Here is a 25603-nt window from a genome sequence, read left to right as displayed (position 1 = left end):
CCGTGCGGCGCGCCCTCCTCGGGACTGCCTTCGTGACCGGACTGCCCGCGCTGCTCGTCCTGGTCTGGTGGCTGGCGTCCGACGACAGCGTCAACCCCTACTGGCCGCCGCTGCGGACGATCCTGACCACGTTCCCGGACGTGTGGACGGGCGACCGGCTGCGCGCCGACGTGCTGCCCAGCCTGCTGCGGCTGCTGGCCGGCTTTGCGTCGGCGGCCGTGGTGGGCGTGGCCCTCGGTACGGTCATCGGCTCGTACCGGCGGGTGCGGGCCGTCTGCGAACCGGTCCTCGAATTCCTGCGGGCGGTGCCGCCCCCCGTCCTCGTCCCGGTCGTCATGCTCTTCGCCGGGATCGGCGACACGATGAAGATCGCCGTGATCGCGAGCGGTTGTGTCTGGCCGGTCCTGCTCAACACGGTCGAGGGCGTGCGGGCACTCGACTCCGTGATGTCCGAGACGGCGCGCTCCTACGGCATCACGGGCGCGGCCCGGCTGCGGAGCGTGGTGCTGCCCGCGGCGAGCCCGCAGATCTTCGCCGGCCTGCGCCAGGCGCTGTCCCTCGGCCTCATCCTGATGGTCATCAGCGAGATGTTCGCGGCCAGCAACGGCATCGGCTTCACCATCGTGCAGTTCCAGCGGGGGTTCGCGATCCCGGACATGTGGACCGGGATCCTCGTCCTCGGGCTGCTCGGCTTTGTGCTGTCGGTCGTCTTCCAGCTGGTCGAGCGCCGGGTACTGGGCTGGTACCACGGCGTCCGCGCGGCACCCCTCTCACGGCCCGGCGCACGCCGCCGGCGGTCCCCGTGAAGCTCACGAAAGGGCGGTCCATGCTCGACGTACGTGGTCTGCGGAAGGTGTACGAGGGGTCCGGGCGCCGTGTCGAGGCGGTGCGGGACCTCACCTTCACCCTCGACGCGGGCGAACTCGTCTGTCTGGTCGGCCCGTCGGGCTGCGGCAAGACCACCCTGCTGAAGTGCCTGGGCGGCCTGCTCACCCCCACGTCCGGGGAGGTCCTGCTCGGGGGCCGGCCGGTCACCGGGCCGCCGCCGGGCATGGCGTTCGTGTTCCAGGAGTACGGGCGCAGCCTGTTCCCCTGGATGCGGGTCGGCGAGAACGTGGAACTGCCGCTCAAGCAGAAGCAGTTGACCAGGGCGCGGCGCCGGGAGCTGGTCGCCGACGCGCTGGAGTCGGTCGGCCTCGCGGACGCGGCCGGGGCGTATCCCTGGCAGCTGTCCGGCGGCATGCAGCAGCGGGTCGCGATCGCCCGCGCGCTGGCGTACGAGCCGGACGTACTGCTGATGGACGAACCGTTCGCCGCGGTCGACGCGCAGACGCGGGCCGATCTGGAGGACCTGGTGCGCGGGCTGTGGCGGGAGCGCGGGATCACGATCCTGTTCGTCACGCACGACATCGACGAGGCCGTCTATCTCGGCCAGCGGGTGCTGATCCTCTCCTCCTCCCCCACCGTCGTACAGGAGCAGCTGAAGATCGATCTGCCCGACGAGCGGGACCAGTTGCACACGCGGGTCGCCCCGCGCTTCGCCGAGCTGCGGACCCGTGTGTACGAGCAGATCCAGGCGGCGAAGCGCGGGGCGGCAACCGAGCTCAGGAAAGGTACGCCTCCACCTCACTGAGCTGGGCCGCGGGCCAGCCGGTGTTGGCGGTGACGTTGAGCCTCAGATACCGCACGTTCGTACCGCTGGGCAGGTTCACGGTGACCGAGTTCCCGGTGGCCGGGTCGAAGCGGTAGCCCTGCGAGGCGACGACCGTCGAGTACGCGGAGCCGTCCGTGCTGCCGAGGACGGACAGGGTCTGCGTACGGGCCTGCCAGGCCGCGGCGGGCGGCAGCTTCAGCACGACCCGGCGGGCCGCCCGGGCCGACCCGAGGTCGACCGTCCAGGTCTGCGGGAAGGCGTTGTTGGACGACTCCCAGTAGGTGTTGACGTCCCCGTCGACCGCCTTGCCGGGCGTGTAGGCGTCGACGGATCCACTGGCGGTGGCGCTGTGGCCCTTGGCGAGATTGGTGGACGGGTCGGGCGCCGGGTTGCCGGAGCCGGGCTGCGGCCAGGCCGAGCAGTTCGACCAGGTGCTGTCCCAGCCCGTGTTGCCGCCGCCGTTCGTGAGCGTGAACGTGCCGCTCGGGTAGGGGCAGTTGTAGACGCCGGCCGCGCCCACGCCGGTGGCCCGGACGTTGCTGAACTTGACCATGCCCTGCGTCTCGGCCTGGACGACGACCGTGCCGACCTTGTCGACGGTGGCGCCGTTCACGTTCACATTGCTCGTGGCGTAGCCGTGCCCGCCGCCCGACACGAACTCGAAGGCGCTGTACGGGCTGTCCGTGACGGTGGTGTTGGTGATGTTCACCGTGGCGTTGATCGCGCTGTCGTAGGAGTCGACGCGCAACGCCCCCATCGGATGGTTCCAGTTGGGGTTGACCGCACCGGCCCGCACGACGGTGTTGCCGTCGACGGTGATGGTGCCGGCCAGCGGTGAGAAGGGGTCCATGAACTTCTGGTTGGAGATCGCGATACCGCTGCCGAGGGCGTTGGTGTCGGAGACCAGGTTGTTCTTCACCCCGATGTCGGTGCCGCCGTAGATCGCGATGCCGTTGGCGAGGTTCGGCTGCGAGATCGTGTTGTTCTCGAAGCTGCTGTTGGTGTCGGGCGAGTTGAGCGACCACATGGCGAGCGAGTCGTCGCCCTGGTTGCGCAGGAAGTTGTTGCGCACGCGGACACCGTGCGCGTTCCCGTTCAGGTTGAGGCCGTCGGCTGTGGTGTCGAGGATTCGGTTGTTCTCGACGACAAGGTTGTCATTGTTCCCGGTCAGCCACAGGCCGACCTTGAGGTGCTGGATCCACATGCCGGAGACGGTCGAGTTCGGGCCCAGCGAGCCGTTGACGAAGTTGTCCGGGTTGGAGTCCACGCGCTCGGTGACCTCGCCGATGACCGCGAAGTCCTTGAGGTGGACGCTGCCGGATGAGCTGGTCTGGTCGATGAAGCGCGAGGTGCGCACGACGGAGTACCAGCTGCCGGCGCCCTGGAGGGTGACGTTCTGGACGCCGTTGAGGGAGGACGTGATCCGGTAGTCGCCCGGTGGGATCCAGACGACGCCTCCTTGTGCGGCGGAGATCGCGGACCGGAACGCCTGCGTCGAGTCGCCCTGGCCGGTGGGGTCGGCCCCCTTGTCGGTGACCGAGACGGCCCCCGCGGGCTTGGCGGCGGCCGCGGCCACCTGCTCGAAGTCGGCCACGTCCACGGTGACTTGGGTGGACGTCGCCTGGAAGGCGACCTTGTCACCCGCCTGCACGTTCTGGCCAAGGAGCAGCCGCGCGTTGTCGAAGAGGTGGTGGGTCTTGGCTCCCGCGATCCAGGAGGTGTCGACGTAGGAGTACTTGGAAGTGACGGCCAGCGTCTTGGACAGCTTGGTCCCGTTGACGTACACGTCGAGCGAACCGGACTGGCCGTCGGGGACGCTGTACGCGACGTTCACCGCGTTGGCCGCGCGCGGCACGGTGAACTCGACGCGCTGGCCCGCGCTCAGCCGTACGGCCTGACGTCCGGAGGCCTCGGAGGCGAGGGTGCCCTGGGTGTAGTCGGGGCCGATCTTCGTGCCCGTGGTGGTGGCGCCCTCGGCCTCGACCGAGGTGAAGGGCAGGGTCGCGCCCGCGGCCGTCGCCGCGGAGTGGGCCGGGGTGACGCTGAGCATGCCCGCCGAGAGCGCGACGGCCACCGCGGCCGCCGCACCTGGCATGCGCCTGACAGTTCTGGACATGTGCTGATCCCTTTCATCGTGGGGGGGTTGCCGGGATAGCGGGGTGGTTCGACGGCCTGGCTGCGGGGTCAGGCACGCAGCCAGGCCGCCGTGTCCTGGGGAAGGCGCCCCTGGTCGTCCAGGGGGCCGCTGGTGAGCAGCAGCGCACGGTGCGCGGGGAGCTCGGCCGGGGTGCCGGACAGGTTGACCACACAGCGCAGGCCGTCGGTGCGCTGGAAGGCGAGCACGCCCTCGGGTGCGGGCAGCCAGCCGAGCGGGCCGTCGCCGAATCCGGGCTCGGTGCGGCGGATGCGCAGGGCCTCCCGGTACAGGCGCAGCATCGAGCGGGGGTCCGCGCTCTGGCGGTCGGCCGCGTACGCGGGCCAGCCGGCGGGCTGCGGAAGCCAGGGCTCGCCGCCGAAGCCGGCGTAGGGCGCGTCGCCCGTCCACGGCAGCGGGACACGGCAGCCGTCCCGTCCGGGATCGGTGCCACCGGAGCGGAAGTGCATCGGGTCCTGGATCCGGTCGCGCGGGATCTCCGCCTCGGGCAGGCCGAGTTCCTCGCCCTGGTAGACGTAGACGGCTCCGGGCAGGGCCAGCGACAGCAGGGCGGCGGCACGGGCGCGGCGGGTGCCGAGGGCGAGGTCCTCCGGGGTGCCGAACGCCTTGGTCGCGAAGTCGAAGCCGGTGTCCTCGCGGCCGTAGCGGGTGACCGTGCGGGTCACGTCGTGGTTGCACAGCACCCAGGTGGCGGGCGCGCCGACCGGGGCGTGCTCGGCGAGCGTCTCGTCGATCGACGTCCGCAGCCGGGTGGCGTCCCAGGGGCAGGACAGGAAGGAGAAGTTGAAGGCGGTGTGCAGTTCGTCGGGGCGCAGATAGCGGGCGAAGCGCTCCGTGTCGGGGAGCCAGACCTCGCCCACGAAGATGCCGTCGTACTCGTCGGCGACCGCGCGCCAGGAGCGGTAGATGTCGTGGAGCTCGTCGCGGTCGACGTACGGATGCGGGTCGCGGCCCTCGACGAAGTCGGGCAGGTCCGGGTCCTTGACGGGCAGCGCGGCCGAGTCGATACGGACGCCGGCCACACCCCGTTCGAACCAGAACCGCAGGACGTCCTCGTGCTCCTGACGGACCGCCGGGTGCGCCCAGTTGAGGTCGGGCTGCTCGGGGGTGAAGAGATGGAGGTACCACTCCCCGTCGGGCAGCCGGGTCCAGACCGGCTCGGGCGAGCCCGCGAACTGCGACCGCCAGTCGTTGGGCGGGAGTTCGCCGTGCTCGCCACGGCCGGGGCGGAAGTGGAACAGCTCCCGCTCGGGACTGCCGGGTCCGGCCACCAGCGCCGCGCGGAACCAGGCGTGCTGGTCGGACACGTGGTTGGGCACGATGTCGACGAGGGTGCGGATGCCCAGTTCCCGTGCCTCGACGATGAGCTTCTCCGCCTCGGCGAGCGTCCCGAAGGCCGGGTCGATGGTCCGGTAGTCGGCCACGTCGTAGCCGCCGTCGGCCAGCGGGGAGAGGTACCAGGGGTTGAACCACAGGGCGTCCACGCCCAGTTCGGCGAGGTACGGAAGCTTGGCGCGGACGCCCGCGAGATCGCCGGTGCCGTCGCCGTCACCGTCCGCGAAACTGCGGACGTACACCTGGTAGATGACGGCGGAGCGCCACCACTCGGACTGATTCCGGGCAGGGAGGGGCTGGCCCACGGTGCGTTGCCTTTCGTTCGAGGGGGGTCAAGGGGCGCCGGAGGGGGCTGCGGCTCAGCCCTTCGTGCTGCCCGCGCTGATCCCCGCGATGATGTGCCGCTGGAACACCAGGAACATCAGGACCATCGGGATGCTGGCGATCACCATCGAGGCGATGAGCACGGTCAGCGGGATGTTCTGCGACAGCTGGACGAGCGCCACGCTGATGGGCTGCTTGTCGGTGTCGGAGAAGACCATCAGCGGCCAGAGGAAGTCCTGCCAGACGGCGACCAGGGCGAAGATCGAGACGACTCCCAGGACCGGCCGGGACATCGGCAGCACGATCGACCAGAGGGTGCGCAGCCGGCCGGCGCCGTCGATCTCGGCGGCCTCCAGGACATCGCGCGGGATCTGGTCGAAGAACCGCTTGAGCAGATAGAGGTTGAAGGCGTTGGCCACCGCGGGCAGCCAGATGCCGAGCGGGTCGTTCAGCAGGCTGGTGTGGATCAGCGGCAGATCGGCGACGGTCAGGTACTTCGGTACGACCAGGGCCTGGGCCGGCACCATCAGTGTGGCGAGGATGCCACCGAGGATCACCTTGCCGAAGGCGGGCCTCAGTTTGGACAGGGCGTAGGCCGCGGCCGTGCAGAAGACCAGCTGGAGGATCCACGCGCCCGCGGCCTGCACCACCGTGTTCCACAGGTGGGTGGGCAGGTCCATCAGGTCCCAGGCGTCGGTGTAGCCGCTGAGACTCCAGTGCTCGGGAACGAGGGTCGGAGGTGTGCGCGTGACCTCGTCCGGCGACTTCATCGCGCCGGTCACCATCCAGTAGACCGGGAAGAGGAAGGCGAGTGCGAAGAGCAGGACGACGCCGGTGAAGACGGTCCAGTAGAGGGCCTTGCCGCGGGGGCGGGCGAGAGTGAGGGGCGAAACCAGCGTGCGGGTACTCACGAGTCCTCTCCTCCGGAACGGGTCAGCCGCAGATAGAGCGCGGAGAAGGCGCTGAGCAGGACGAGCAGCATCACGCTGAGCGCGCAGGCGCCGCCGAAGTCGTTGTAGAGGAAGGCGTACTTGTAGATCAGGTAGAGCACGGTGACGGTCGCGTTCTCGGGACCGCCGCCGGTGATCACGAAGGGCTCCGTGAAGACCTGCATCGTGGCGATGATCTGCAGCAGCATCAGCATGAGGATGATGAAGCGGGTCTGCGGGATCGTCACATGGCGGATGCGCTGCCAGATGCTCGCGCCGTCCAGCTCGGCCGCCTCGTACAGCTCACCGGGGATGCCCTGCAGCGCGGCGAGGTAGATGAGGACGGTGCCGCCGAGGTTGGCCCAGGTGGCGACGATGACGAGCGAGACGAGCGCGGTGTCGGCGCCGTTGGACCAGTTCGAGGTCGGCAGGTGCGCGAAGCGCAGCGCCTCGTTGGCGAGGCCCGCCCCGGGATCGTAGAACCACTTCCACAGCAGGGCGCTGACCACCGGCGGGATCATCACCGGCAGGTACACCACGACCCTGAAGAAGGCCTTCGCGTGCCGCAGTTCGTTGAGCACCAGCGCCATCAGGAACGGCACGGCGAAGCCGATGAGCAGGGCGATGAGCGTGAAGGTCAGGGTGTTGCGCCAGGCCGCGGTGAACTCCGGGTCGTGGAAGACGCGGGTGAAGTTGGCCGTACCGACCCACTCCCCGCCGGACCCGGGCGTGTACTTCTGGAAGGCGATCACGACCGCGCGGATAGCCGGATACCAGGAGAACAGCGCGAAGCAGAGCAGGCCGCCGGTCAGGAAGGCGTACGCACGCAGCTGGTCGGCCAGGCGCCGGCGCAACGGACTCCCCGTCCGGCGCCCGGCCGACCGCGGCCCCTCCGGCACGCCGACGGCGGCCGGAGGGAGTGCTGCGGGCTTCGATGCGGTCTTCATGAACGGTGTCAGCCCCGGGCCAGAATGGAGTCGATCTTGCCGGACGCGTCCTTCAGCAGCTTGTCGATGTCGGCGTCCTTCTTGGTGAGCACGGCGGAGACGGCGCCGTCGAGGACCGAGTAGATCTGCTGGGCCTGCGGCGGCTCGATCTTCATGTCCAGGTTCTGGTTGCCGTCCAGGAAGGCCTGGTAGTTCTCCACCGGCACGTTGGCGTTGGCCTTCTTGACCTGCTGGTCCTTGGCGTCGGCCGCGCCGGTGAAGAGCCGGGGCTCGGGCAGGCCCACGGGCGCGTCGTTCTTCTTGGCGCGGGCGTAGTCGCCGAGGAAGCCGTCACCGGGCGTCAGGAACATGCTGTCGAGCCACATGAGGCCGGCCTTGATCTGCGCCGGGGTGGCCTTCTTGTTGAACATGTAGCCGTCGCCGCCGATGAGCGTGCCCTTGCCGCCGGGCATCGGGGCCAGCGCCAGGTCCTTGTAGTTGCCGCCCTTCTCCTTGACGAGGATCGGGATGTTGTCGGGCGCGGAGAGGTACATGCCGAGCTTCCCGGAGCCCATCATCTGCTGGACGTCGTTCAGGATGAGGAGCTGCTTGCTGCCCATGGAGTTGTCGGTCCAGCGCATGTCCTTGAGGTTCTGCAGGACCGCCTTGCCCTCGGCGGTGTCGACGGTGGCCTTCTTCCCGTCCTCGCTGACCACGTTGCCGCCCTGCGAGTACAGCTCGGCGGTGAAGTGCCAGCCGCCCTGGTTCTGCGCGCTGTAGTCGGCGTAGCCGACGGTGCCGTTGCCGAGCGCGGCTATCTTCTTGGCCGCGGCGCGGAGTTCCTCCCAGGTGGCCGGGGGCTTCTCGGGGTCGAGGCCGGCCTTCTCGAAGAGCTTCTTGTTGTAGATCAGCCCCATCGAGTAGCCGGTGCGCGGGATCCCGTAGATCTTGCCGTCGACGGTGTAGATGTCGCGCAGCTGCTGCTGGATGGTGCTGTAGCTCTTCAGGTCCTTCACGTACGGCGTGAGGTCGGCGGCCTGGTTGATGTCGACGACGTGCTTGGCATCCGTGAAGTACGTGTAGAAGACGTCCTCCATCTGACCGCCGGCGAGCTTCGCGTCGAACGTCTTGGGGTCCTGACAGGGGAACCCGTCATGCGGGACGACGTCGATGTCCGGGTTCTGCTTCTCGAAGGCCTTGACGTCGGCCTCGAAGAACGAACGGTCGACCTTGGCGCTCTTGGGCGGTTCGCAGTTGACCGTGATGCGGGTCTTGCCACCCGCCTTGCCGTCGTCGCCCGACCCGCACGCGGAGACGGCGGTGAGCGCAAGGGCGGATGCCATGAGCGTGGTGCAGGTACGGCGGAACCCGGGACTTCTCATCGGTGGACCCCTCTTGGGCAGGCGCAGGGAAGGCCCACGGCGGCACACCGGGTGGTGCGACGACCGTGTCTGGCGCCGCACACTCAAGCACCGGGGACAGCTGTCCGCAAGATGTCGCGCAGAATCCGTAATTATTTGACAGCGGATTGGATCTCAGCGGTGCGCACTTGCGCGATGGAGCCCGAAGCGGCGAGACGTTTGCGCTGGTGACCGGATCCCGTTGCAGTGCGCTTTCGCGCGGGGCCGGAGCCGGGGGCGCGGCGCGCGGACGGGCGGCGTCCGCCCGGCAGCGACGGGCCCTCGGGCAGCCACGTCCGAGAAGGGCCTCGCGCGATGCGCAGGGACCCGGGAGCGATTCGACCGGGCCGTGCGACCGGGCTCGCCCACGGCTGCGCACCGGCCCGGTGCGCGGGCCGGCCACCGGGGTCGACAGCGGGGCGCCCGGGGCGGGACGCGGGCTCGACGGCGGGGCACCCGGGCGGGGCGCGGGGCAGGGCTCAGGGGCGGCGCGCTCGCGCGGGCCGCGGGGGCTCGACGACCGAGCCCGGGGGGACGTGGCGGCTCAGGCGCGGGGCGCCTGCGCGGTCGAGCCCCGGACCACCAGCTCCGGCTCGAACAACAGCTCTTCGGCCGGTACGGCGCTGCCGCCGATCTGGGCGTTCAGCAGCTCGACGGCCGCTCGCCCCATCGCCTCGATGGGCTGGCGGACGGTGGTCAGCGGGGGCTCGGTGCAGTTCATGAACGCGGAGTCGTCGTAACCGACGACCGACACGTCGGACGGGACGGCGAGTCCCTTGCGGCGGGCGGCGCGCACGGCCCCGAGGGCGAGTGGGTCGCTGGCGCAGATGATGCCGGTCACCCCGCGGTCCAGCAGCCGGGTGGTGGCCGCCTGGCCGCCCTCCAGGGAGAACATGGCCCGGGCGACGTGCTCCTCGGGCAGATCGGCGCCGAAGGCCCGGGCCGCGGCGAGTTTGCGCTGGGAGGGCATGTGGTCGGCGGGGCCGAGCACCAGCCCGATCCGTTCGTGCCCCAGGGAGGCCAGGTGCCGCCACGCCTGCTCGACGGCGACGGCGTCGTCGCACGAGACGCCCGGGAAGCCCAGGTGCTCGATGGACGCGTTGACCAGGACTACCGGAATCTTGCGGTCCGCGAGCTGCCGGTAGTGGTCGTGCGGAGCGTCGGCCTGGGCGTACAGACCGCCCGCGAAGACCACTCCGGAGACCTGCTGCTGGAGCAGCAGCTCCACGTAGTCCGCCTCGGAGACGCCGCCCTTGGTCTGGGTGCACAGCACCGGAGTCAGCCCGAGCTGCGCGAGCGCGCCGCCGATCACTTCGGCGAACGCGGGGAAGATCGGATTCTGCAGTTCCGGCAGTACCAGGCCGACGAGACGGGCACGTTCGCCGCGCAGCTGTGTGGGCCGCTCGTAGCCGAGGACGTCGAGGGCGGAGAGCACCGACTGCCGGGTGGCATCGGAGACTCCCGGCTTGCCGTTGAGCACCCGGCTGACCGTGGCCTCGCTGACCCCGACCTTCTTCGCCACCTGAGCAAGTCGTCGCGTCATGACCGCAAGAATAGCGCAAGCGATGCAAACCGCTTGCGCAATCGTCGGACTACTTGTCGTGCGATCCGGCGGGCCTGTCAGGGAAGCCTCCCGCACGTGTCCCTACCGGGGCGAGGGCGGACGCAGCCGCCGTCACGGGACCACTCGGCCCAGCGGTGGGCCTCGGCGGGCCTCGGCGGCGGACCGTAGGTGGTGGCACCCGGGCATCACCCGGGAGCCGCCGACGGCGGGAGCACAGCACCGACGAACGACGAGAGGGGACGAACAGGGGCTCCGGGGACGGGAGTTACACGACCCTGAGATGCGCGGTGCCGTGTCGGGGGACACGGGTCCTGCGCGGCGCGGGTGTCGCCTTGCGCGGCTCGCGCAGCACCAGCGTCATCCGCGTATAACCCATGTTCTGCAGGGTGTTGGGGGTCTCCCCGACGATCCGGCAGTCCGTGCGGCCCCAGCGCGGGTCGGGGTGCACGAGAGGGCGGACGGCGCCGTCGTGCTCCACGGCGTCCGCTCCGACGGCGCGGATCCAGTGCGGCAGCCCGTGCCGGTAGGCGGCTTCCATGATCGGATCCTGGGCGATGTCCCGGCGGATCGACTGCAGACCGCGGTCCTGCCCGTGCCGCTCCAGTGAGGCCGCGAAGTGGGCGAGCATCGGCAGGCACCAACTCGACTCGTGATCACCGAGGATCATGCCCGCGTCCGGATGGAACAGGACGAACCGGAGGAAGTTGTCGCCCGGCATGGCGGTCGGATGGGGGCCGACTCCGCGGAAAAGTGTCTCGAACGCGGGGTTGGACAGGACGACGTCCCAGCGATGGTCGAACACGACCGAAGGGAAAGGGAGGGCCTCGAGAAGTGCGGCGTAGTCCTGGAGATACGCCTGCGCTTCGAGACTCTCGGGAACGGGCCGCGGCTGAGACCGCTGCCCTCCTGCCTGGTACGCCATCGGGAGGTCACCCCTCTTGCCTATGCGGCCTTCACGCGGCGCCTTGATCCTGCTGCCCGTTGAGGAGGCGTGTCAACTATCGTGGCATTCGCCGCCTGTTGACGGCTGAATCTCGCCACAGTTGTGGCGAGACCTGGATGTGGGTTCGAACAAGCGGATAGTCTCCGGATGGTTCCTGAGCATCTTGTGAATTACCTGAGAGAGACGTAGGAGATCTGTCAGTGACGGATGGCTTCGAGGTTCCGGGCGCCACGGCGACGGTTCTGCTGCCGGCCGTCGTGGCCCGGGTCACCGCTCTCGCAGACCGGCTCGGTGTGCAGCAGGGCGAGGTCTTCGACGTCCACCGGCTCTCGGCCGAGTCCGGCGTCCCCGATCCGGTGGTCAGGGCCCTGTTGAGCGGCCGGCCCGCCGGCGAGCCCGATCTGCAGACGCGCTTTCTGCAGCGCTTCGACCTCCTGCGCCGCACCCGGCTCAAGCCCAACGGACGCAGATACACGCAGCAGGAGATAGCCGACGGCGCGGGAATGTCGCGTCAACAGGCGGGCGCCCTCATCAACGGCGACCGGCGCCCCACCATGGAGCACTGCGACGCGATCCAGCGGTTCTTCCGCGTCCATGCCGGCTTCCTCACGGCCGAGGACCCCGAGGCGCTCGCGGGCGCTCTCCAGCGCTGCGAGCAGGAACTCCTCCAACAGCTCGCCGACCGCGAGCGCGCGGCCGCCCTGGCCGCCGACGACCCGCTGGAGCGGCTGCTGCAGGACCACGGCGTCCGCGGGATCGCCTGGCGGGCCGCCCAGCTGCCCACCGACCAGCACCGGGACAAGGTCGCGGAATGGCTGGACATGCTCCTGGAAAGCGTCAAGCGGCCCGAGTCGTGATCCGGGGGAGAACTGTGGGCATCGGCAAGGACATGCGCCGCCTGTGCGGTGAACTGGTCGCGGAACTCTCGCTCCCGGCGCCGGCGGAACCCGCCGATCTGTACACCGCTCTGTGCGGCGCCATGAGCAGGCGCCGCGGACGCCCTGTGCAGTACCGTACGGCCGCGTTCCCGCCCGGCACCGCCAGCGGGCTGTGGCTCGACATGGCCGACCAGGACCTCGTCGTCATCGAGCAACGCACCGCCCCCGACCACCAGTTGGTCATCCTCGGACACGAGCTGTGGCACATGAAGGCAGGGCACTGCAGCCATCACGTCGAGGGCGCGGCCGTCGCGGCCCGGCTCCTCAGCGACGACGCGGACCTTCAGGCGACGGTACTGAAGGTGGCGGCGCGCACCCGGTTCGACCTCCGCGACGAGAAGGAGGCCGAAAGCTTCGGCCTGCTGCTCGCCAGCAAGTGCCGTACGTGGCTGGCCGGTTCGGCGCTGCGCGGGCCCGTTCGGCGGGACGGCCTGGCGGGCCGGATCGAGGCGTCCCTGGGCTATCGCGGTCCGCAGGGCTGACCGCCCGGGAGACGCCGACGACGATGGACGGACCCAGCTACTACATCCCGGCCGCCACCATGGGCGTGGCCCTCGCCTTCAAGGCGCCCGCCCTCCTGCGCGGCTGGCGCGATCCGCTGCTGCGGTCCGTGGGCGTCCTGCTGGCCCTGGCCGCGCTGGTGTTCTTCTTCGCGGCCCCGCCGACGATCACCGAGGTCAACGACCTCACCGGGATCCCCAATGTCTCGGCACCGCTGGTCTACTGCCTGTTGAGCGCCTTCAGCGGCTCCTGTCTCGTCCTCATCGTGTACTGGCGCGGCGGCCCGCCCGAGGTGACCCGCCGGATCACCCGGCGCTGGATCGCCGGATACAGCCTGGTGAGCGTCACGCTGATCGTGCTCTTCGCCCTCGGCGACACTCCCCGGGAGCGGCTGCGGGACCTCGACACCTACTACGCCAACACACCGTTCATCCGAGAGATGATCGTGCTCTATCTCGTCGCCCTCACCGTCTCGGGCGTAGCGATGAACGTGATGTGCTGGCGCTGGGCGCTTCAGGTGAGCGGCTGGCTGCGTGCCGGGCTGCTCACGATCGCCGTCGGCTTCCTCTTCAACATCCCTTACGCGGCCGCCAAGTTGACGGCCGTGGCCGCGCGCTGGAACGGCGGCGACCTGGACGGCCTGAGCACCAATGTGGCACCTGTACTGGCCTCCGCGGGCGCCCAGTTCACCGCGCTCGGCTTCTGTCTTCCGCTCGCCTGCCGGCGTCTCGGGGACAGCTGGCACACCTGGTCGACGTACCGCAGGCTCGGGCCGCTGTGGCGCGAGCTGCGTTCGGTCTCCGTGCACCAGGACCGCGGGGTGCGGATCTCCTGGTGGTCGTCCGCCGAACTCCTGGTGACCCAGCGGGAGTCCGACATCCACGACGGCCTGCTGGGCCTGAACCCCTACTTCGACGCGGAGGTGCGCTCACGTGCCTACGCCGCGGCCGTCGCGGCGGGCACGGATCCCGCGCAGGCGCACGCCGAGGCCGACGCGGCGATGGTGACGGCGGCAGTGCGGGCCAGGGCCGCCGACCCGGACGGCGAAGTCATCAGCTCGGCCGCGGCCGCGGAGCCGTCCGCGCCCACCGACGGCCCGCGCGATCTCGTGCGGATGTCCCTCGCCCTGCGGCGGTCGCCGGTCGTCGCGGCCGCCCGCGAAGGGGCCACGGCGCCCTCGCCGGCCGACCGCGGGCAGCGGGCGTACTGACCCGGGCCGCCCGGGTCGGGGGCCCGCGGCCGTCAGGTCGCGCTGCGTTCGCTCGCCTCCCGCAGGTCGCGTTCCGCCGCACGGCTGCGCGCCGTGTCGGGCTGCCCGGCGGCGCTGCCGGGCCGGCCGGCACGCAGGAGTCCGCGCCAGTGCTCACGGCTCCAGTCGGCCGGGTCGGTGGTGCTGGTGAACTCCTCGACGACGGAGACGAAGCGGCTCGGGTCACTGTGGAAGGGGAAGTGTCCCGCGCCCTCGAAGATCTCCAGACGGCTGCCCGGCATCGCCTCGTGCGCGCCGTACGCGTGCCGTACCGGCACCACGCTGTCCCGGTCGCCCCACAGCAGCATCGTCGGCATGCCCTCGGTCAGATAGCAGCGGTCGAGCATCGTCACCGCCTGTCCGCGCCAGTCGACCACAGCGCGCAGCGTGCGGATGAACGCGCTGCGGGAGTTCGTGTCGGGCAGCGCGTCCACGAGCGTGAGCAACTCCGGTGCGTCCTGCCCCAGGTCGGTGTCGAGGAGCCGCATGACCCGTGCGAACAGGCCCACTTGGAACCGCATGCCGGGCAACCGCAGTGTGGAGAGCATGAGATGCGCCCCCGGCAGGGAGACCGCCCGCAGTACGGGGTTGACCTCGCGGCCGACGCCGCCCGCGCTGACCAGGATGAGCCGCTCGGTGCGCTCGGGGAACTGGTACGCGAACTGCATGGCGACCCCGCCGCCGAGCGAGTGCCCGACGAGGGTGGCGGACTCGACGCCGAGGGTGGTGAGCAGATCACGCACCCCGTTCGCGTACGCGGCCACCGAGTAGTCGGCCCGCGGCCTGTCCGAGGCGCCGTGGCCGAGCAGATCGGGCGCGATGACGGTGTGGCTGCGGGCGAGGTCGGGGATCAGCTCCGCCCAGGTCGCCGACGAGTCGCCGATGCCGTGGATCAGGACGAGCGGCGGGCCCTCCCCCGCCATGCGGTAGGCGCGCCGGTAGCCGTGCACGACACGGAACCGCAGTCGCAGTTCCCCGTCGCCCACCGGGCGCAGCCGTCCGCTGCGCCGCGGACGCCGAGGCGGTACGTCGGTCACGGTCTCGCCTCCTGATCCAGGCCGCGCAAGCGGTGGTTCCCCACCTTTCACTCCAGCGTAGGGCCCTTGTCCCACCAGGGATTTCCGGGAGGTTTCGCCTCCGCTAAGCGGGCGCAGAGCCGCGCCGGCGCCCCGCCCGAGCGAAGTCGGGAATGGGGGAGAAACCGGATTGTCAGTGGTGGACGGCAAGCTGGAGTCGTACCACCGGTGCGCCGGGGGCGGAAGCGCTGTTGGCCGCTGCCGCGCCGGGGGTGTCCGCAGCGCACGAACGGTCACGACACGTACCGCTTCGACAAGCCGACCAGGGGAGAGCCGACCGATGCCGACCGCCGTACTGACCGATCACGAACGCGCCGCCGTCCAGGCCTATCTGCGTCTGCTCCGCACCGTACGAGCGGCGTTCGACGGTCCGCCGGACGGCCACCGGCCACCCGTGGTGCCGCCCGCCGCCCTGGCGGAGGCGGAGCGGGCCCTGGCGGCGGCCGGCCTCGCGGGCAACGAGGAGGCGTTCTTCCGCCTGCTGCACGACTGGTGCCCCGACCCCGGCTGACTGTCTGCGGATGGTGGGCCCGACGGGCCGGTGCTCGCCCTGGCCGGCCCGCGACCCACCGCGTGATCCGCGGGACGGGCTCAGGGGTGCGGCACGCTGACCGCCGTCGCCAGCAGCCCCCGCTGCACGGTCCAGCGTCCGTCGAAGGCCCGGACGCGTTCGTGGCCCAACAGCGGGCCGGGGACGAGGAGTTCGGCGCGGAAGCGGCCCGACGGGGCCGTGCTCCCGGACGCCGGGTCCCTCGAGATGGAGATGTCCGCCTCGGAGAAGTCCAGCCACTTCTCCGTGAGCGGGAACCACGCCTTGTAGACGGACTCCTTGGCGCTGAAGAGCAGCCTGTCCCAGTGGACTTCGGGGGTGTCGGCGCTCAGCCGGCGCAGGCGCTCCAGCTCCGCGGGCAGGGCGATGGAGGCGAGGACGCCGTCCGGGAGCCGGAGATGGGGCTCGGCGTCGATGCCGAGGGAGGCCAGGTCGGCGGCGCGGACCAGTGCGGCGGCGCAGTAGCCCTCGCAGTGCGTCATGCTGCCGACCACACCCTCCGGCCACAGGGGCGCTCCGCGCTCCCCGGTGAGGACGGCCTGCGGGGCCACGCCGAGCTTCTCCATGGCGCGCCGGGCACAGGCGCGCGCCGCGGTGAACTCGCGACGCCGCTTCTCCACGGCACGCGCGATCAGCGCCTCTTCCCCGGGGTACAGCGTGGCGCGCCCGGTCTCGTCGTCACCGTGTGTCTCCACGGCCACGACCGGATCCGGGAGCAGTTCCTCGATCACCTGCTCCGACCTCCATCGGCAGAATGCGGCGCAGCGTGCCGGGCGGTCCCGGTCGCTTGCTCCACTCGCGGGGGTAGCCCACGGACACCTCTTCGAAGCGGACGCCCTCGTGCCAGGTGGTCCGCGGGATGTGGAGATGTCCGTAGACCATGACCTCGGCGCGGAATCTGCGGTGCCAGTCGGCGGTCAGCCGGGTGCCGCACCACATCGCGAACTCGGGGTAGCGCAGGATGTCGGTGGGGTGCCGGTCCAGCGGGTAGTGGTTGACCAGCACTGTCGGCAGGTCTTCGGGCAGTTCGGCGAGCCGGCGCTCGGTCTCGGCGATCCGGGCCCGGCACCAGGCGTCGCGGCTGGGGTAGGGATCGGGGTGCAGGACGTGCTCGTCGGTGCAGACGATGCCGGTCGATTCCGCGTAGGCCAGGCCCTGGGCCTTGGTCGCGCACCCCGGCGGCAGGAACGAGTAGTCGTACAGCAGGAACAGGGGTGCCACGACCGCGGGACCGCCCGGCCCGTTCCACACCGGGTAGGGGTCCTCCGGGGTGAGCACGCCGAGGTCGCGGCAGAGGGCGACCAGATGCTCGTAGCGGGCGGTGCCGCGCAGGGTGACGGGGTCCTTCGGGTGCGTCCACAGCTCATGGTTGCCGGGGGCCCAGATCACCTTGCTGAAGCGGCCGGCGAGTGTGCCGAGGGCCCAGCGGATGTCGGCCACGGTCTCCGCGACGTCTCCGGCGACCAGCAGCCAGTCGCCGTCGGACGTGGGGCGCATGGCCTCGACGAGGGCGCGGTTCTCGGCGTATCCGATGTGCAGGTCGCTGATGGCCAGCAGCTGTCCCGGACGGTCGGCCGTCGACTCCACTCCCGCCCCCTCCGCGAACCCGAATGGGAACACAAGAACACATCTGCCCTGCCCCGGACAAGGGCCGTCCGACCGGGCACGGCGTCGCCGTGGCGCGCACCCGCGTCCACATCCGGGGAATCCGTAACACGCCCGTAGCGTCACAGGTGCCCCGCGCCCCCTATGATCGCCCCAACACAGCTGTCACGAGCCGTCCCACGGCGTACGGCGGCTCGGTGTACCTCCCTCCCCCCTGGCCGGGCACGGCCTGCTCCGCTGTGCCCGGAATCTGTGAAAGGCGGCCTGCATGGGCTCTCGCGTACGCGTCTGGCTCAACCGCACGTACGCGGAGAACGTGTTCTTCATGGATCAGCTGCGGTGCAATCCGCACGACCGGCCCGTCGAGATCCACGCCACGCACGGCGACGCCGACTCCCCCATCCTGGCCGCGGCCGACATCGCCGCGCTGGAGCCGGAGGGTCTCTCCCCGGCGGCTTACGTCGAGTACGCGCTGGACCAGTGCGCGCGGCATGGCATCGATGTCTTCGTCCCCGTCCTCTACCAGGCGGCGATCGTGGCGCACCGCGCCGAGTTCGCCGCGCTGGGTACGGCTCTGCTCGCGCCGCCCGCCGAGGCCGTGGCCGTCTTCCACGACAAGGTGACGGCGTACGAGGCGCTCCAGGCGCAGGGCATTCCGGTGCCGCCGTGGTGGCGGGTGCGGACGGCGGAGGAGCTGCTGACCGCGGTCGAGGCGCTGGAGGAGGCCGGCCACAAGGCGTGCTTCAAGCCGGCGGCGGGCGCGGGCGGGGTGGGCTTCCGCATCATCACGCGCGACCCTTTCTCCCTCTCGCATCTCAACGGGTTCCCGAGCCCCTACATGCCACTCGATCTGGTGATGGAGGCGGTGCGGCAGGCCGAGCGGCCCGTCGACTGGCTGGTGATGCCGCGTCTGGAGCAGCCGGAGGTGTCCGTCGACTGCCTCACCGGGCCCGACGGCCGGGTGCGGATGGCGGTGGGCCGCACCAAGAACGGGCGGCGCCGCGGCTTCACGCTGCATCCCTCCTGGATCGATCCGGCGCGCCGGATCGCGGAGGCGTTCGAGCTGCACTATCTGACGAACATTCAGTTCCGGATGTACGGGGACGAGCCCGTTCTCATGGACGTCAACACCCGGCCCGCGGGCGGGCTGCACCAGCTCGCGCTGTGCGGGATCAACGCCCCTTGGGCGGCCGTACGGTTGGCACTCGGCGAGGACCCGGGCGAGCTGGTTCCGTCGCGTCTCGCGCACGACTACACCGTGGTCGCGGGCCCCCGTCCGCTGCGCCCGGTGTCGCTGCCGCAGCAGCGCACGGAGACCCCGGCCCCGACCCTCCCGGCCGTGCCCGCCCAGGCCACCGCCGCACTCGCCCCGGACGCGGAGGCCGCTCCGAGGCCGGTCGCGGAACCCGCCGCCGGGCCCGTCACGGCCCCCGTCACCGCGAGCGCTCCCGCCGCCATCGCACCCGCATAGCCGCTTTCCCCACACCGTCGGAACTACCGGTCTGGACCAATCCGCGCACAGTGTCTTGACAGCCACATTGGTCCATACCAACTTGGTTGCGCACCTCCAGCACTCCCGAACACCCCCATTTCACCAGGGAGATCGCGTGCGCATCACACCTTTCCGACGCTCCAGACGCACTTTCCTCGCCCTGCTCGGCTCCGCCGCTCTGGCTCTGGCCGGGGCGGTCGCCCTGCCCGGCACGGCCCAAGCGGCCAACATCCTGTCCAACCCCGGCCTCGAATCGGGCAGCCTCTCCCCCTGGACCTGCACGGGGAACCTGGGCTCGGTCGTCTCCAGTCCCGTGCACGGCGGCACCAAAGCCCTTGCGGGAGCCGCGAGTTCGAGTGACAACGCCAAATGCAGCCAGACCGTGTCGGTCCAGCCGAACACCACCTACAGCCTCTCGGGCTGGGTACGCGGCAGCTATGTGTACCTCGGCGTGGACGGCGGAGCCTCCACGTGGACGACCTCCACCTCGACGTACAGCCAGCTGACCGTGTCCTTCACGACCGGTGCCTCGCAGACCAGCGCCACGATCTACACCCATGGCTGGTACGGGCAGGGCACCTACTACGCGGACGACATCAGCCTGGACGGTCCCGGCGGCGGTGGCTCGGACAGCCAGGCCCCGACGGCGCCGGCGAGTCTGCGCTCCACCGCCAAGACCTCGTCGAGCGTGTCGCTGGCGTGGAACGCCTCGACGGACAACGTCGGCGTCACCGCGTACGACATCTACAGCGGCTCGAACCAGGTGCTGAGCGTCTCGGGCACGAGCGCGACGGTCAGCGGGCTCTCCCCCAGCACGGCCTACACCTTCACGGTGAAGGCGCGCGACGCGGCCGGGAACACCTCGGGCGCCTCCAACGCGCTGAGTGTGACGACCGACGCGGGCACCGGCGGGGGCACCGGCTTCAAGCAGGCCGCGCCCTACCTCTACCTCGGCTGGGGCGATCCGCCGAGCGCGACGTCGGTGATGAGCTCGACCGGCATCAAGTGGTACACCATGGCGTTCATGCTCGACTCCGGCGGCTGCAACCCCGCCTGGGACGGCAGCCGGCCACTGACCGGCGGCAACGACCAGAGTGTCATCAACTCGATCCGGTCGGCGGGCGGTGACATCGTCCCGTCGTTCGGTGGCTGGTCCGGCAGCAAGCTCGGCGCCAACTGCTCCTCCGCGAGCGCGCTGACCGCGGCGCTGCAGAAGGTGATCGACGCCTACGGCCTCAAGGCGATCGACATGGACATCGAGAACACCGACGAGTTCGAGAACGCCGCGGTCCAGGACCGCATCCTGACCGCGCTGAAGACGGTCAAGACGAACAACCCGGGCCTGCGCACGATCGTCACCTTCGGCACCTCGACGACCGGCCCGACGTCCTGGGGCAACCGGCTCATCGAGCAGTCCAAGGCGCTCAACGCCAACATCGACGTCTTCACGATCATGCCGTTCGACTTCGGTGGCGGCTCCGACATGTACGGCAACACGGTGGGCGCCTCCGAAGGTCTCAAGACCAAGCTCAAGTCGACCTTCGGCTGGGACGACGCGACGGCCTACGCGCACATCGGCATCTCCGGGATGAACGGTCTCAGCGACCAGCAGGAGAACACCACTCCGGCGATCTGGACGCAGATCCGTGACTGGTCGAACTCGCACCACATCGCCCGGCTCGCCTTCTGGTCCGTCAACCGCGACCGGCCCTGCCCCGGTGGCGGCGTGGTGAGCAACTGCTCGGGGATCAGCCAGAACAACTGGCAGTTCACGTCCATCACGGCCGGGTTCACCGGCTGACGCTCCAGGGTGGGAGGGCCCGGCCGTCGGCGACGGCCGGGCCCTCTCACCTGGGCGATCGTCACGGTGCCGTCGGCGAGGTGGACGAGCGCCTCTTGAGATACCCGAGGCCGGGGTGGACGGCCGTGTAGCCGTCGAGCAGTCTGCGCGCCACATTGACCGAGTCCACGAGCGGGTGCAGGGCGAAGGCCTTCACCGCGGTCGTACGGGAACCGCTCTCGGCCGCGGCGAGGACCTCCCGTTCCACGCCCTTGACGGCGCACACGAGACCGGTGGCGTGGTCCGGCAGCGGGTCGACGGTGACGGGGTGCGCGCCGTTGGCGTCGACCAGGCACGGCACTTCGATGACGGCCTCCGCGTCGAGCACCGAAAGGGTGCCGCGGTTGCGGACGTTGAGGATCAGGGTGGTGCGCTCGTCGCGGGCGATGGCCCGCATCAGGGCGAGGGCGACCTTCTCGTATCCGCCGGACAGGTCGTCCGCGTCGCGTTCGCCGGCGCCGGCCGCGTCCCGGTTCTCCGCCATGTACGTGGCCTCGCGTTCGGCGCGTGTACGGTCCCAGGCGGTCAGGGCGGCGGCGTCCGGGCGCTTCATCTCGTCGTAGAAACGGGCCTGTTGGTCGCGCAGGAAGGCACCCCGGGTCTTGTCGGCCTGCTGGTAGGCCCGTACCGTCTCGCGGTTGAAGTAGTAGTAGTGCAGGTACTCGTTCGGGACCGCGCCCAGGGACCGCAGCCACTCGGTGCCGAAGAGCTTGCCCTCCTCGAAGGAGCCGAGCAGTTCGGGGTCGGCGAGCAGGCGCGGGAGTTCGTCCCGGCCCGCGACGCGCAGGCCCCGTACCCAGCCGAGGTGGTTGAGACCGACGTAGTCGATCCAGGCCTCGCGGGGATCGGCGCCGAGCACCCGGGCGATGCGGCGGCCGAGGCCGACCGGTGAGTCGCAGATGCCGATCACCCGGTCGCCGAGATGGCGGGACATGGCCTCGGTGACCAGCCCGGCGGGGTTGGTGAAGTTGATGACCCAGGCGTCCGGGGCGAGACGGGCCACGCGCCGCGCGATGTCGACGGCGACGGGGACCGTGCGCAGGCCGTACGCGATGCCGCCGGCGCCGACCGTCTCCTGGCCGAGGACACCCTCGTCGAGGGCGACCCGCTCGTCCGCGGCACGGCCTTCGAGACCGCCGACACGGATCGCGGAGAAGACGAAGTCGGCGCCGCGCAGAGCGTCGTCGAGGTCGGTGGTGACACTCACCCCGGGTGCGTCCGGATCGCCGGCGGCCTGCTCGGCGAGGACGCGGGCCACGGCCGACAGGCGTCCCGCGTCCAGGTCGTGCAGCACGACCTGGGTGACGCGGCCCTCGGCGCGGTCCCCGAGGAGCGCCCCGTACACGAGCGGCACCCGGAACCCGCCGCCACCCAGAATCGTCAGCTTCACGCCGCTCCTGCCTTTCCTGGCTCTCCTGCCACGACCACTTGCACGCCCGCTTCCTCCAGGGAGGACCGCGTCACCGCGTCCACCGGCGCGTTCGTCACCACTGCATCCAGCTCGTCCGGGCCGCACACCTTCGCCATGCCCGTCCCGGGGAACTTGGCCCGGTCGGCGAGCAGGACCACCCGCTCCCCTGCCTCGATCATGGCGCGCTTGACCGGTACCTCGACGACGGTCGTGTCCATCACCTGCCCGCCGGGCCGCACTCCGCTGGTGCCGAGGAAGAGCCGGTCGGCGTGCAGCTGCCGGGCCGGCCGGAAGGCGGTGGTGCCGATGTCGAGGAGGACCGACTGACCGTCCTCGACCAGGGATGCGGCCCGGGCCGCTATGGCGTCCTTCTCGGGCACGTGCATCTCGGCGACCTCGGCGAAGGGCTGGTCGCCCTCGTCCACGACCGCGCCGCCGTGCACCCGCGTCAGCAGACCGTCCTCCTCCAGCTTCACCAGGTCACGGCGGACCGTGGCCGGGCTCACGCCGAGCTGTTCGCAGAGGTCGCTCACGGCCGCGGGACCGCCGGAGCGCAGGGCCCGCAGGATGAGTTGACGTCGTCGCTCTGCCGGCACGCCGTGAACAGTACTCGTCATATCCCATCGCTTCTACGCACAGTTCTGCTCGACTCATGCGGTAGTGGACGTGAGCGAGCGCGTCGGCCTTCTCTCAGCGCGTCCTCACGGGAATCTCAGGAACGACCCCCTGGATTCACAGGATCAACCCATGAAAGGGGCGCAGGATGCACCAGCACTGATGGTCATCCAGGAAAGGCATGCTGTGGGCGTCCCCGAGATATCGAACCGGTCCGAACAGCAGATGTGGTCCCGGCGCGGGGTGCTCGCCGTCCTCGGTGCGGTGCCGGCCGGTGTCCTGACGGCGTGCAGTGGACCGGCGGACGCCTCGGAGACGAAGAGCGCCACCGGCGGGACGGACCCGACACCGTCCGGGACAGCAAAGTCCCAGGTCAAGGCGCCGACCATCACCGTCACCCCGGCGGACGGCACGAAGGGGGCCGACTTCGCGAAGCCGGTCGAGGTGACCGTGGCCGACGGCACGCTCTCGTCCGTCGACATCACCGGCGACGACGGCTCCACCCTGACCGGTTCCTTCAATGACGCCCGTACGCGATGGACGTCCGGAAGAAACCCGTACTCGGACACCGCCTACTCGGTCACAGTGAAGGCACAGGACGCCGGGAAATACACGGCGGAGTTCTCCACGAAAGCACCCGGGGCAACTTTCGTGGGCTATTTCACGCCCGAGGCGAATTCGACGTCCGGTGTCGGCATGCCCGTGTCGATCAATTTCACCCGGGCGGTCAAGGACCGGGCCGCCGTCCAGAAGGCGATCACGGTGACGGCCGAGCCCGCGGTCGACGTGGTCGGCCACTGGTTCAGCGACACCCGGCTGGACTTCCGGCCCGAGCAGTACTGGGCGGCCGGCACGAAGATCACGCTGAGCCTGCGCCTCAGGGACGTCGAGGGCACGGACGGCGTCTACGGCACGCAGTCCAAGGACGTGGTCTTCCACATCGGCCGCGAGCAGATCAGCACGGTCGACCTCGCGAAGAAGACGATGACCGTACGGCGGGACGGCAAGGACCTGGCCACCTATCCCGTCACCGGAGGCGACGCCGACCACACCACCTGGGCCGGGATCATGGTGATCAGCGAACGGTTCAAGGAGACCCGGATGGAGTCCTCGACCGTGGGACTCGGCGACGAGTACGACATCCCGGACGTGCCGCACGCCCAGCGTCTGACCACCTCCGGCACCTTCATCCACGGCAACTACTGGGCCGCCGCCTCCGTCTTCGGCACCACCAACGCCAGTCACGGCTGCATCGGACTGCGGGACAGCCAGGGCGCGAACGACAACTCCACGCCGGGCTACGCGTTCTACAAGAGCTCGATGCTCGGAGACGTGGTCGTGGTGAAGAACTCGGGCGACGGCACGGTCGCCCCGTCCAACGGCCTCAACGGGTGGAACCTGTCGTGGTCCGACTGGCAGGCGGGCAGCGCCCTCTAGGGACCTCCCCCGCACCCAACTCCCCTTACTTCGCGCGGTACTTCTTTCACGGCGTGAACTCTCGAACGACCAAGAGGCTTTCTCGGCTTCACCTCTTGACGACCGGAGTGACGGAGAGCACATTGTCGGCGCAGCCGCTGTTGAGAGCGCTCTCACTTGTGCTGAGAGCGCTCTCATCCTCACCCGCGCACTCACTCCGTACCCGAAGAGGCACACCATGAGTGAACCGTCCGGCACACCGGCCACACCAGGCAGACGCCGCCCCCTACGGCGGGTGCTCATCGCCGTGTTCAGCACCCTCAGCCTCGCGGCAGCCGCGGCCACGGCCGTCACCCTGCCCGCCGACGCCTCCGCTCCCCCGCCGCCCACCGGCTGGTCCCAGGTCTTCCTCGACGACTTCAACGGCGCCGCCGGAGCCGGTGTCAACACCACCAACTGGCGCTACACGACGGGCACGAGCTATCCGGGCGGACCCGCCAACTTCGGTACCGGCGAAGTCGAGACGATGACCTCCAGCACCGACAACGTCTCGCTCGACGGGGCAGGGAACCTCCGGATCACCCCGCGGCGCGACGCGGCGGGCAACTGGACCTCCGGCCGGGTCGAGACCAACCGCGCCGACTTCCAGCCGCCCGCCGGCGGCACACTGCGCGTCGAGGCCCGGATCCAGATGCCGAACGTCACCGGCGCCGCCGCCAAGGGCTACTGGCCCGCTTTCTGGATGCTGGGCGCCCCTTACCGCGGCAACTGGTGGAACTGGCCCGGCGTCGGCGAACTCGACATCCTGGAGAACGTCCAGGGCATCAACAACGAGTGGGCCACGATGCACTGCGGCACCAGCCCGGGCGGCCCCTGCAACGAGAAGTCCGGCATCGGCGGGCAGCGGGCCTGTACGGGCACGACCTGTCAGGCCGGCTTCCACACCTACGCCGTCGAGTGGGACAGGTCGACGAGCGTCCAGGAGATGCGCTTCTCTCTCGACGGCGTCAACTTCCACACGGTCAGGCAGAGTCAGGTCGACGCCACGACCTGGACCAACGCCACCAACCACGGCTACTTCATCATCCTGAACGTGGCGATGGGCGGCGAGTTCCCGGCCGCCTTCGGCGGTGGCCCGGACGGCGGCACGGCCCCCGGCCACCCACTGGTGGTCGACTACGTCCAGGTCCTCCAGTCGACGAGCGGCGGCGGCACGACCCCGCCCCCGTCCGGCAACCGTGACGCCTACAGCGCGGTCCAGGCCGAGTCGTACGACGACCAGGGCGGCGTGAGCACCGAGTCGACCACCGACTCGGGCGGCGGCCAGGACATCAGCGCGCTCGGCAACGGCGACTGGGCCCTCTACAAGGGCGTCGACTTCGGTTCCTCGGCGGCGCGTCAGTTCCGCGGGCGCGTGGCGAGCGGCGCGGCGGGCGGCGTCAGCGGTCTGGTCGAGGTGCGCCTGGACAGCCGTACCAGCGCCCCCGTCGGCAGTTTCGCGCTCGGCAACACCGGCGGCTGGCAGAGCTGGCGGACGGTCCCGGCGAACGTCTCCGGTGTCACCGGCACCCACGACGTCTATCTGACCTTCTCCAGCGGACAGCCGGCGGACTTCGTGAACGTCAACTGGTTCGACTTCGGTCACTGACGGTCCGCCTTCGGATCACCGGCGGAGAACGA

General features: G+C 70.4%; 22 protein-coding genes. 10 read left to right on the top strand and 12 right to left on the bottom strand.

Annotated features, from left to right (window positions below):
• Positions 1-2: 2 nt before the first annotated feature.
• Positions 3-806 (top strand): ABC transporter permease, encoded by an 804-nt coding sequence (locus ACFVYF_RS07635; protein WP_389453567.1) that lies wholly within the window; start codon positions 3-5, stop codon positions 804-806.
• A 20-nt stretch (positions 807-826) separates the two neighbouring features.
• On the top strand, positions 827-1633 hold the full coding sequence (locus ACFVYF_RS07630) for an ABC transporter ATP-binding protein (RefSeq protein ID WP_389452344.1): 807 nt from the start codon (positions 827-829) through the stop codon (positions 1631-1633).
• Here the strand turns inward: ACFVYF_RS07630 and ACFVYF_RS07625 are convergent.
• From ACFVYF_RS07625 to ACFVYF_RS07595, 7 genes are all read right to left on the bottom strand, one after another.
• Positions 1605-3770, bottom strand: coding sequence for a discoidin domain-containing protein (locus ACFVYF_RS07625; RefSeq protein ID WP_389452341.1), 2166 nt, complete (start codon positions 3768-3770; stop codon positions 1605-1607). The two genes, ACFVYF_RS07630 and ACFVYF_RS07625, sit on opposite strands and share 29 nt — an antisense overlap.
• 68 nt (positions 3771-3838) lie before the next feature.
• Positions 3839-5449: a glycoside hydrolase family 13 protein gene (locus tag ACFVYF_RS07620; protein ID WP_389452338.1), complete on the bottom strand. Its 1611-nt coding sequence runs from the start codon at positions 5447-5449 to the stop codon at positions 3839-3841.
• A 54-nt stretch (positions 5450-5503) separates the two neighbouring features.
• A complete protein-coding gene (locus tag ACFVYF_RS07615; RefSeq protein WP_389452336.1) occupies positions 5504-6379 on the bottom strand; it encodes a carbohydrate ABC transporter permease in 876 nt (291 codons plus the stop codon).
• Positions 6376-7344 (bottom strand): carbohydrate ABC transporter permease, encoded by a 969-nt coding sequence (locus tag ACFVYF_RS07610; protein ID WP_389452333.1) that lies wholly within the window; start codon positions 7342-7344, stop codon positions 6376-6378. The genes ACFVYF_RS07615 and ACFVYF_RS07610 overlap by 4 nt, the downstream gene beginning before the upstream one ends.
• Before the next feature lie 8 nt (positions 7345-7352).
• Positions 7353-8705, bottom strand: a complete 1353-nt coding sequence (locus tag ACFVYF_RS07605; protein WP_389452330.1) for an ABC transporter substrate-binding protein — start codon at positions 8703-8705, stop codon at positions 7353-7355.
• Positions 8706-9267: 562 nt separating this feature from the next.
• A complete protein-coding gene (locus ACFVYF_RS07600) occupies positions 9268-10266 on the bottom strand; it encodes a LacI family DNA-binding transcriptional regulator (protein WP_389452327.1) in 999 nt (332 codons plus the stop codon).
• Positions 10267-10552: 286 nt separating this feature from the next.
• Positions 10553-11209, bottom strand: a complete 657-nt coding sequence (locus tag ACFVYF_RS07595; protein WP_389452324.1) for a hypothetical protein — start codon at positions 11207-11209, stop codon at positions 10553-10555.
• 221 nt (positions 11210-11430) lie between these two features.
• Here ACFVYF_RS07595 and ACFVYF_RS07590 point away from each other — a divergent pair, with 221 nt between their 5' ends.
• The 3 genes from ACFVYF_RS07590 to ACFVYF_RS07580 are packed head-to-tail and all read left to right on the top strand — an operon-like array spanning position 11431 to position 13879.
• Entirely contained in the window at positions 11431-12087 is a 657-nt protein-coding gene (locus ACFVYF_RS07590) for a helix-turn-helix domain-containing protein (protein ID WP_389452321.1), read from the top strand.
• A 32-nt stretch (positions 12088-12119) separates the two neighbouring features.
• Complete coding sequence (locus ACFVYF_RS07585; RefSeq protein WP_389453564.1) at positions 12120-12650, top strand: toxin-antitoxin system, toxin component; 531 nt, start codon at positions 12120-12122, stop codon at positions 12648-12650.
• A 23-nt stretch (positions 12651-12673) separates the two neighbouring features.
• Positions 12674-13879, top strand: a complete 1206-nt coding sequence (locus ACFVYF_RS07580) for an MAB_1171c family putative transporter (protein WP_389452318.1) — start codon at positions 12674-12676, stop codon at positions 13877-13879.
• A 32-nt stretch (positions 13880-13911) separates the two neighbouring features.
• Here the strand turns inward: ACFVYF_RS07580 and ACFVYF_RS07575 are convergent, their stop codons facing one another.
• On the bottom strand, positions 13912-14955 hold the full coding sequence (locus ACFVYF_RS07575; RefSeq protein WP_389452315.1) for an alpha/beta fold hydrolase: 1044 nt from the start codon (positions 14953-14955) through the stop codon (positions 13912-13914).
• A gap of 319 nt (positions 14956-15274) precedes the next feature.
• On the opposite strand from ACFVYF_RS07575, the gene ACFVYF_RS07570 reads away from it, so the two are divergent.
• Complete coding sequence (locus ACFVYF_RS07570; RefSeq protein WP_389452308.1) at positions 15275-15505, top strand: hypothetical protein; 231 nt, start codon at positions 15275-15277, stop codon at positions 15503-15505.
• Between the two features lie 80 nt (positions 15506-15585).
• Here ACFVYF_RS07570 and ACFVYF_RS07565 read toward each other — a convergent pair whose 3' ends face one another.
• Together ACFVYF_RS07565 and ACFVYF_RS07560 are read right to left on the bottom strand one after the other, a co-directional pair.
• Positions 15586-16275 (bottom strand): 4'-phosphopantetheinyl transferase, encoded by a 690-nt coding sequence (locus ACFVYF_RS07565; RefSeq protein WP_389452304.1) that lies wholly within the window; start codon positions 16273-16275, stop codon positions 15586-15588.
• Positions 16223-17131 (bottom strand): metallophosphoesterase family protein, encoded by a 909-nt coding sequence (locus tag ACFVYF_RS07560; RefSeq protein WP_389452301.1) that lies wholly within the window; start codon positions 17129-17131, stop codon positions 16223-16225. Before ACFVYF_RS07560 ends, ACFVYF_RS07565 begins: the two co-directional genes overlap by 53 nt.
• A gap of 286 nt (positions 17132-17417) precedes the next feature.
• Between ACFVYF_RS07560 and ACFVYF_RS07555 the strand changes: the two genes are divergently transcribed.
• Both ACFVYF_RS07555 and ACFVYF_RS07550 read left to right on the top strand, forming a co-directional pair.
• Entirely contained in the window at positions 17418-18620 is a 1203-nt protein-coding gene (locus tag ACFVYF_RS07555; protein ID WP_389452298.1) for an ATP-grasp domain-containing protein, read from the top strand.
• A gap of 136 nt (positions 18621-18756) precedes the next feature.
• Positions 18757-20442 (top strand): carbohydrate binding domain-containing protein, encoded by a 1686-nt coding sequence (locus ACFVYF_RS07550; protein WP_389452295.1) that lies wholly within the window; start codon positions 18757-18759, stop codon positions 20440-20442.
• A gap of 61 nt (positions 20443-20503) precedes the next feature.
• Here the strand turns inward: ACFVYF_RS07550 and ACFVYF_RS07545 are convergent, their stop codons facing one another.
• Positions 20504-21871, bottom strand: coding sequence for a 6-phospho-beta-glucosidase (locus tag ACFVYF_RS07545; RefSeq protein WP_389452292.1), 1368 nt, complete (start codon positions 21869-21871; stop codon positions 20504-20506).
• Positions 21868-22509 (bottom strand): DeoR/GlpR family DNA-binding transcription regulator, encoded by a 642-nt coding sequence (locus tag ACFVYF_RS07540; protein WP_389452289.1) that lies wholly within the window; start codon positions 22507-22509, stop codon positions 21868-21870. The genes ACFVYF_RS07545 and ACFVYF_RS07540 overlap by 4 nt, the downstream gene beginning before the upstream one ends.
• A gap of 184 nt (positions 22510-22693) precedes the next feature.
• Here ACFVYF_RS07540 and ACFVYF_RS07535 point away from each other — a divergent pair, with 184 nt between their 5' ends.
• Both ACFVYF_RS07535 and ACFVYF_RS07530 read left to right on the top strand, forming a co-directional pair.
• Positions 22694-23944, top strand: coding sequence for an Ig-like domain-containing protein (locus ACFVYF_RS07535; RefSeq protein WP_389453561.1), 1251 nt, complete (start codon positions 22694-22696; stop codon positions 23942-23944).
• Between the two features lie 217 nt (positions 23945-24161).
• Complete coding sequence (locus ACFVYF_RS07530) at positions 24162-25571, top strand: glycoside hydrolase family 16 protein (protein ID WP_389452286.1); 1410 nt, start codon at positions 24162-24164, stop codon at positions 25569-25571.
• Positions 25572-25603: the final 32 nt, after the last annotated feature.

The organism is Streptomyces sp. NPDC058274, from assembly GCF_042881375.1.
In the GTDB taxonomy this organism is placed as follows: domain Bacteria; phylum Actinomycetota; class Actinomycetes; order Streptomycetales; family Streptomycetaceae; genus Streptomyces.
This window is presented reverse-complemented; position numbering and strand designations above follow the sequence as displayed.

Bases quoted from the DNA above. Each gene is read 5' to 3' on its own strand.
- ACFVYF_RS07630 (WP_389452344.1), top strand. From the start codon at position 827: ATGCTCGACGTACGTGGTCTGCGGAAGGTGTACGAGGGGTCCGGGCGC.
- ACFVYF_RS07625 (WP_389452341.1), bottom strand. From the start codon at position 3,770: ATGTCCAGAACTGTCAGGCGCATGCCAGGTGCGGCGGCCGCGGTGGCC.
- ACFVYF_RS07610 (WP_389452333.1), bottom strand. From the start codon at position 7,344: ATGAAGACCGCATCGAAGCCCGCAGCACTCCCTCCGGCCGCCGTCGGC.
- ACFVYF_RS07605 (WP_389452330.1), bottom strand. From the start codon at position 8,705: ATGAGAAGTCCCGGGTTCCGCCGTACCTGCACCACGCTCATGGCATCC.
- ACFVYF_RS07600 (WP_389452327.1), bottom strand. From the start codon at position 10,266: ATGACGCGACGACTTGCTCAGGTGGCGAAGAAGGTCGGGGTCAGCGAG.
- ACFVYF_RS07595 (WP_389452324.1), bottom strand. From the start codon at position 11,209: ATGGCGTACCAGGCAGGAGGGCAGCGGTCTCAGCCGCGGCCCGTTCCC.
- ACFVYF_RS07585 (WP_389453564.1), top strand. From the start codon at position 12,120: ATGCGCCGCCTGTGCGGTGAACTGGTCGCGGAACTCTCGCTCCCGGCG.
- ACFVYF_RS07580 (WP_389452318.1), top strand. From the start codon at position 12,674: ATGGACGGACCCAGCTACTACATCCCGGCCGCCACCATGGGCGTGGCC.
- ACFVYF_RS07570 (WP_389452308.1), top strand. From the start codon at position 15,275: ATGCCGACCGCCGTACTGACCGATCACGAACGCGCCGCCGTCCAGGCC.
- ACFVYF_RS07555 (WP_389452298.1), top strand. From the start codon at position 17,418: ATGGGCTCTCGCGTACGCGTCTGGCTCAACCGCACGTACGCGGAGAAC.
- ACFVYF_RS07540 (WP_389452289.1), bottom strand. From the start codon at position 22,509: ATGACGAGTACTGTTCACGGCGTGCCGGCAGAGCGACGACGTCAACTC.
- ACFVYF_RS07530 (WP_389452286.1), top strand. From the start codon at position 24,162: ATGAGTGAACCGTCCGGCACACCGGCCACACCAGGCAGACGCCGCCCC.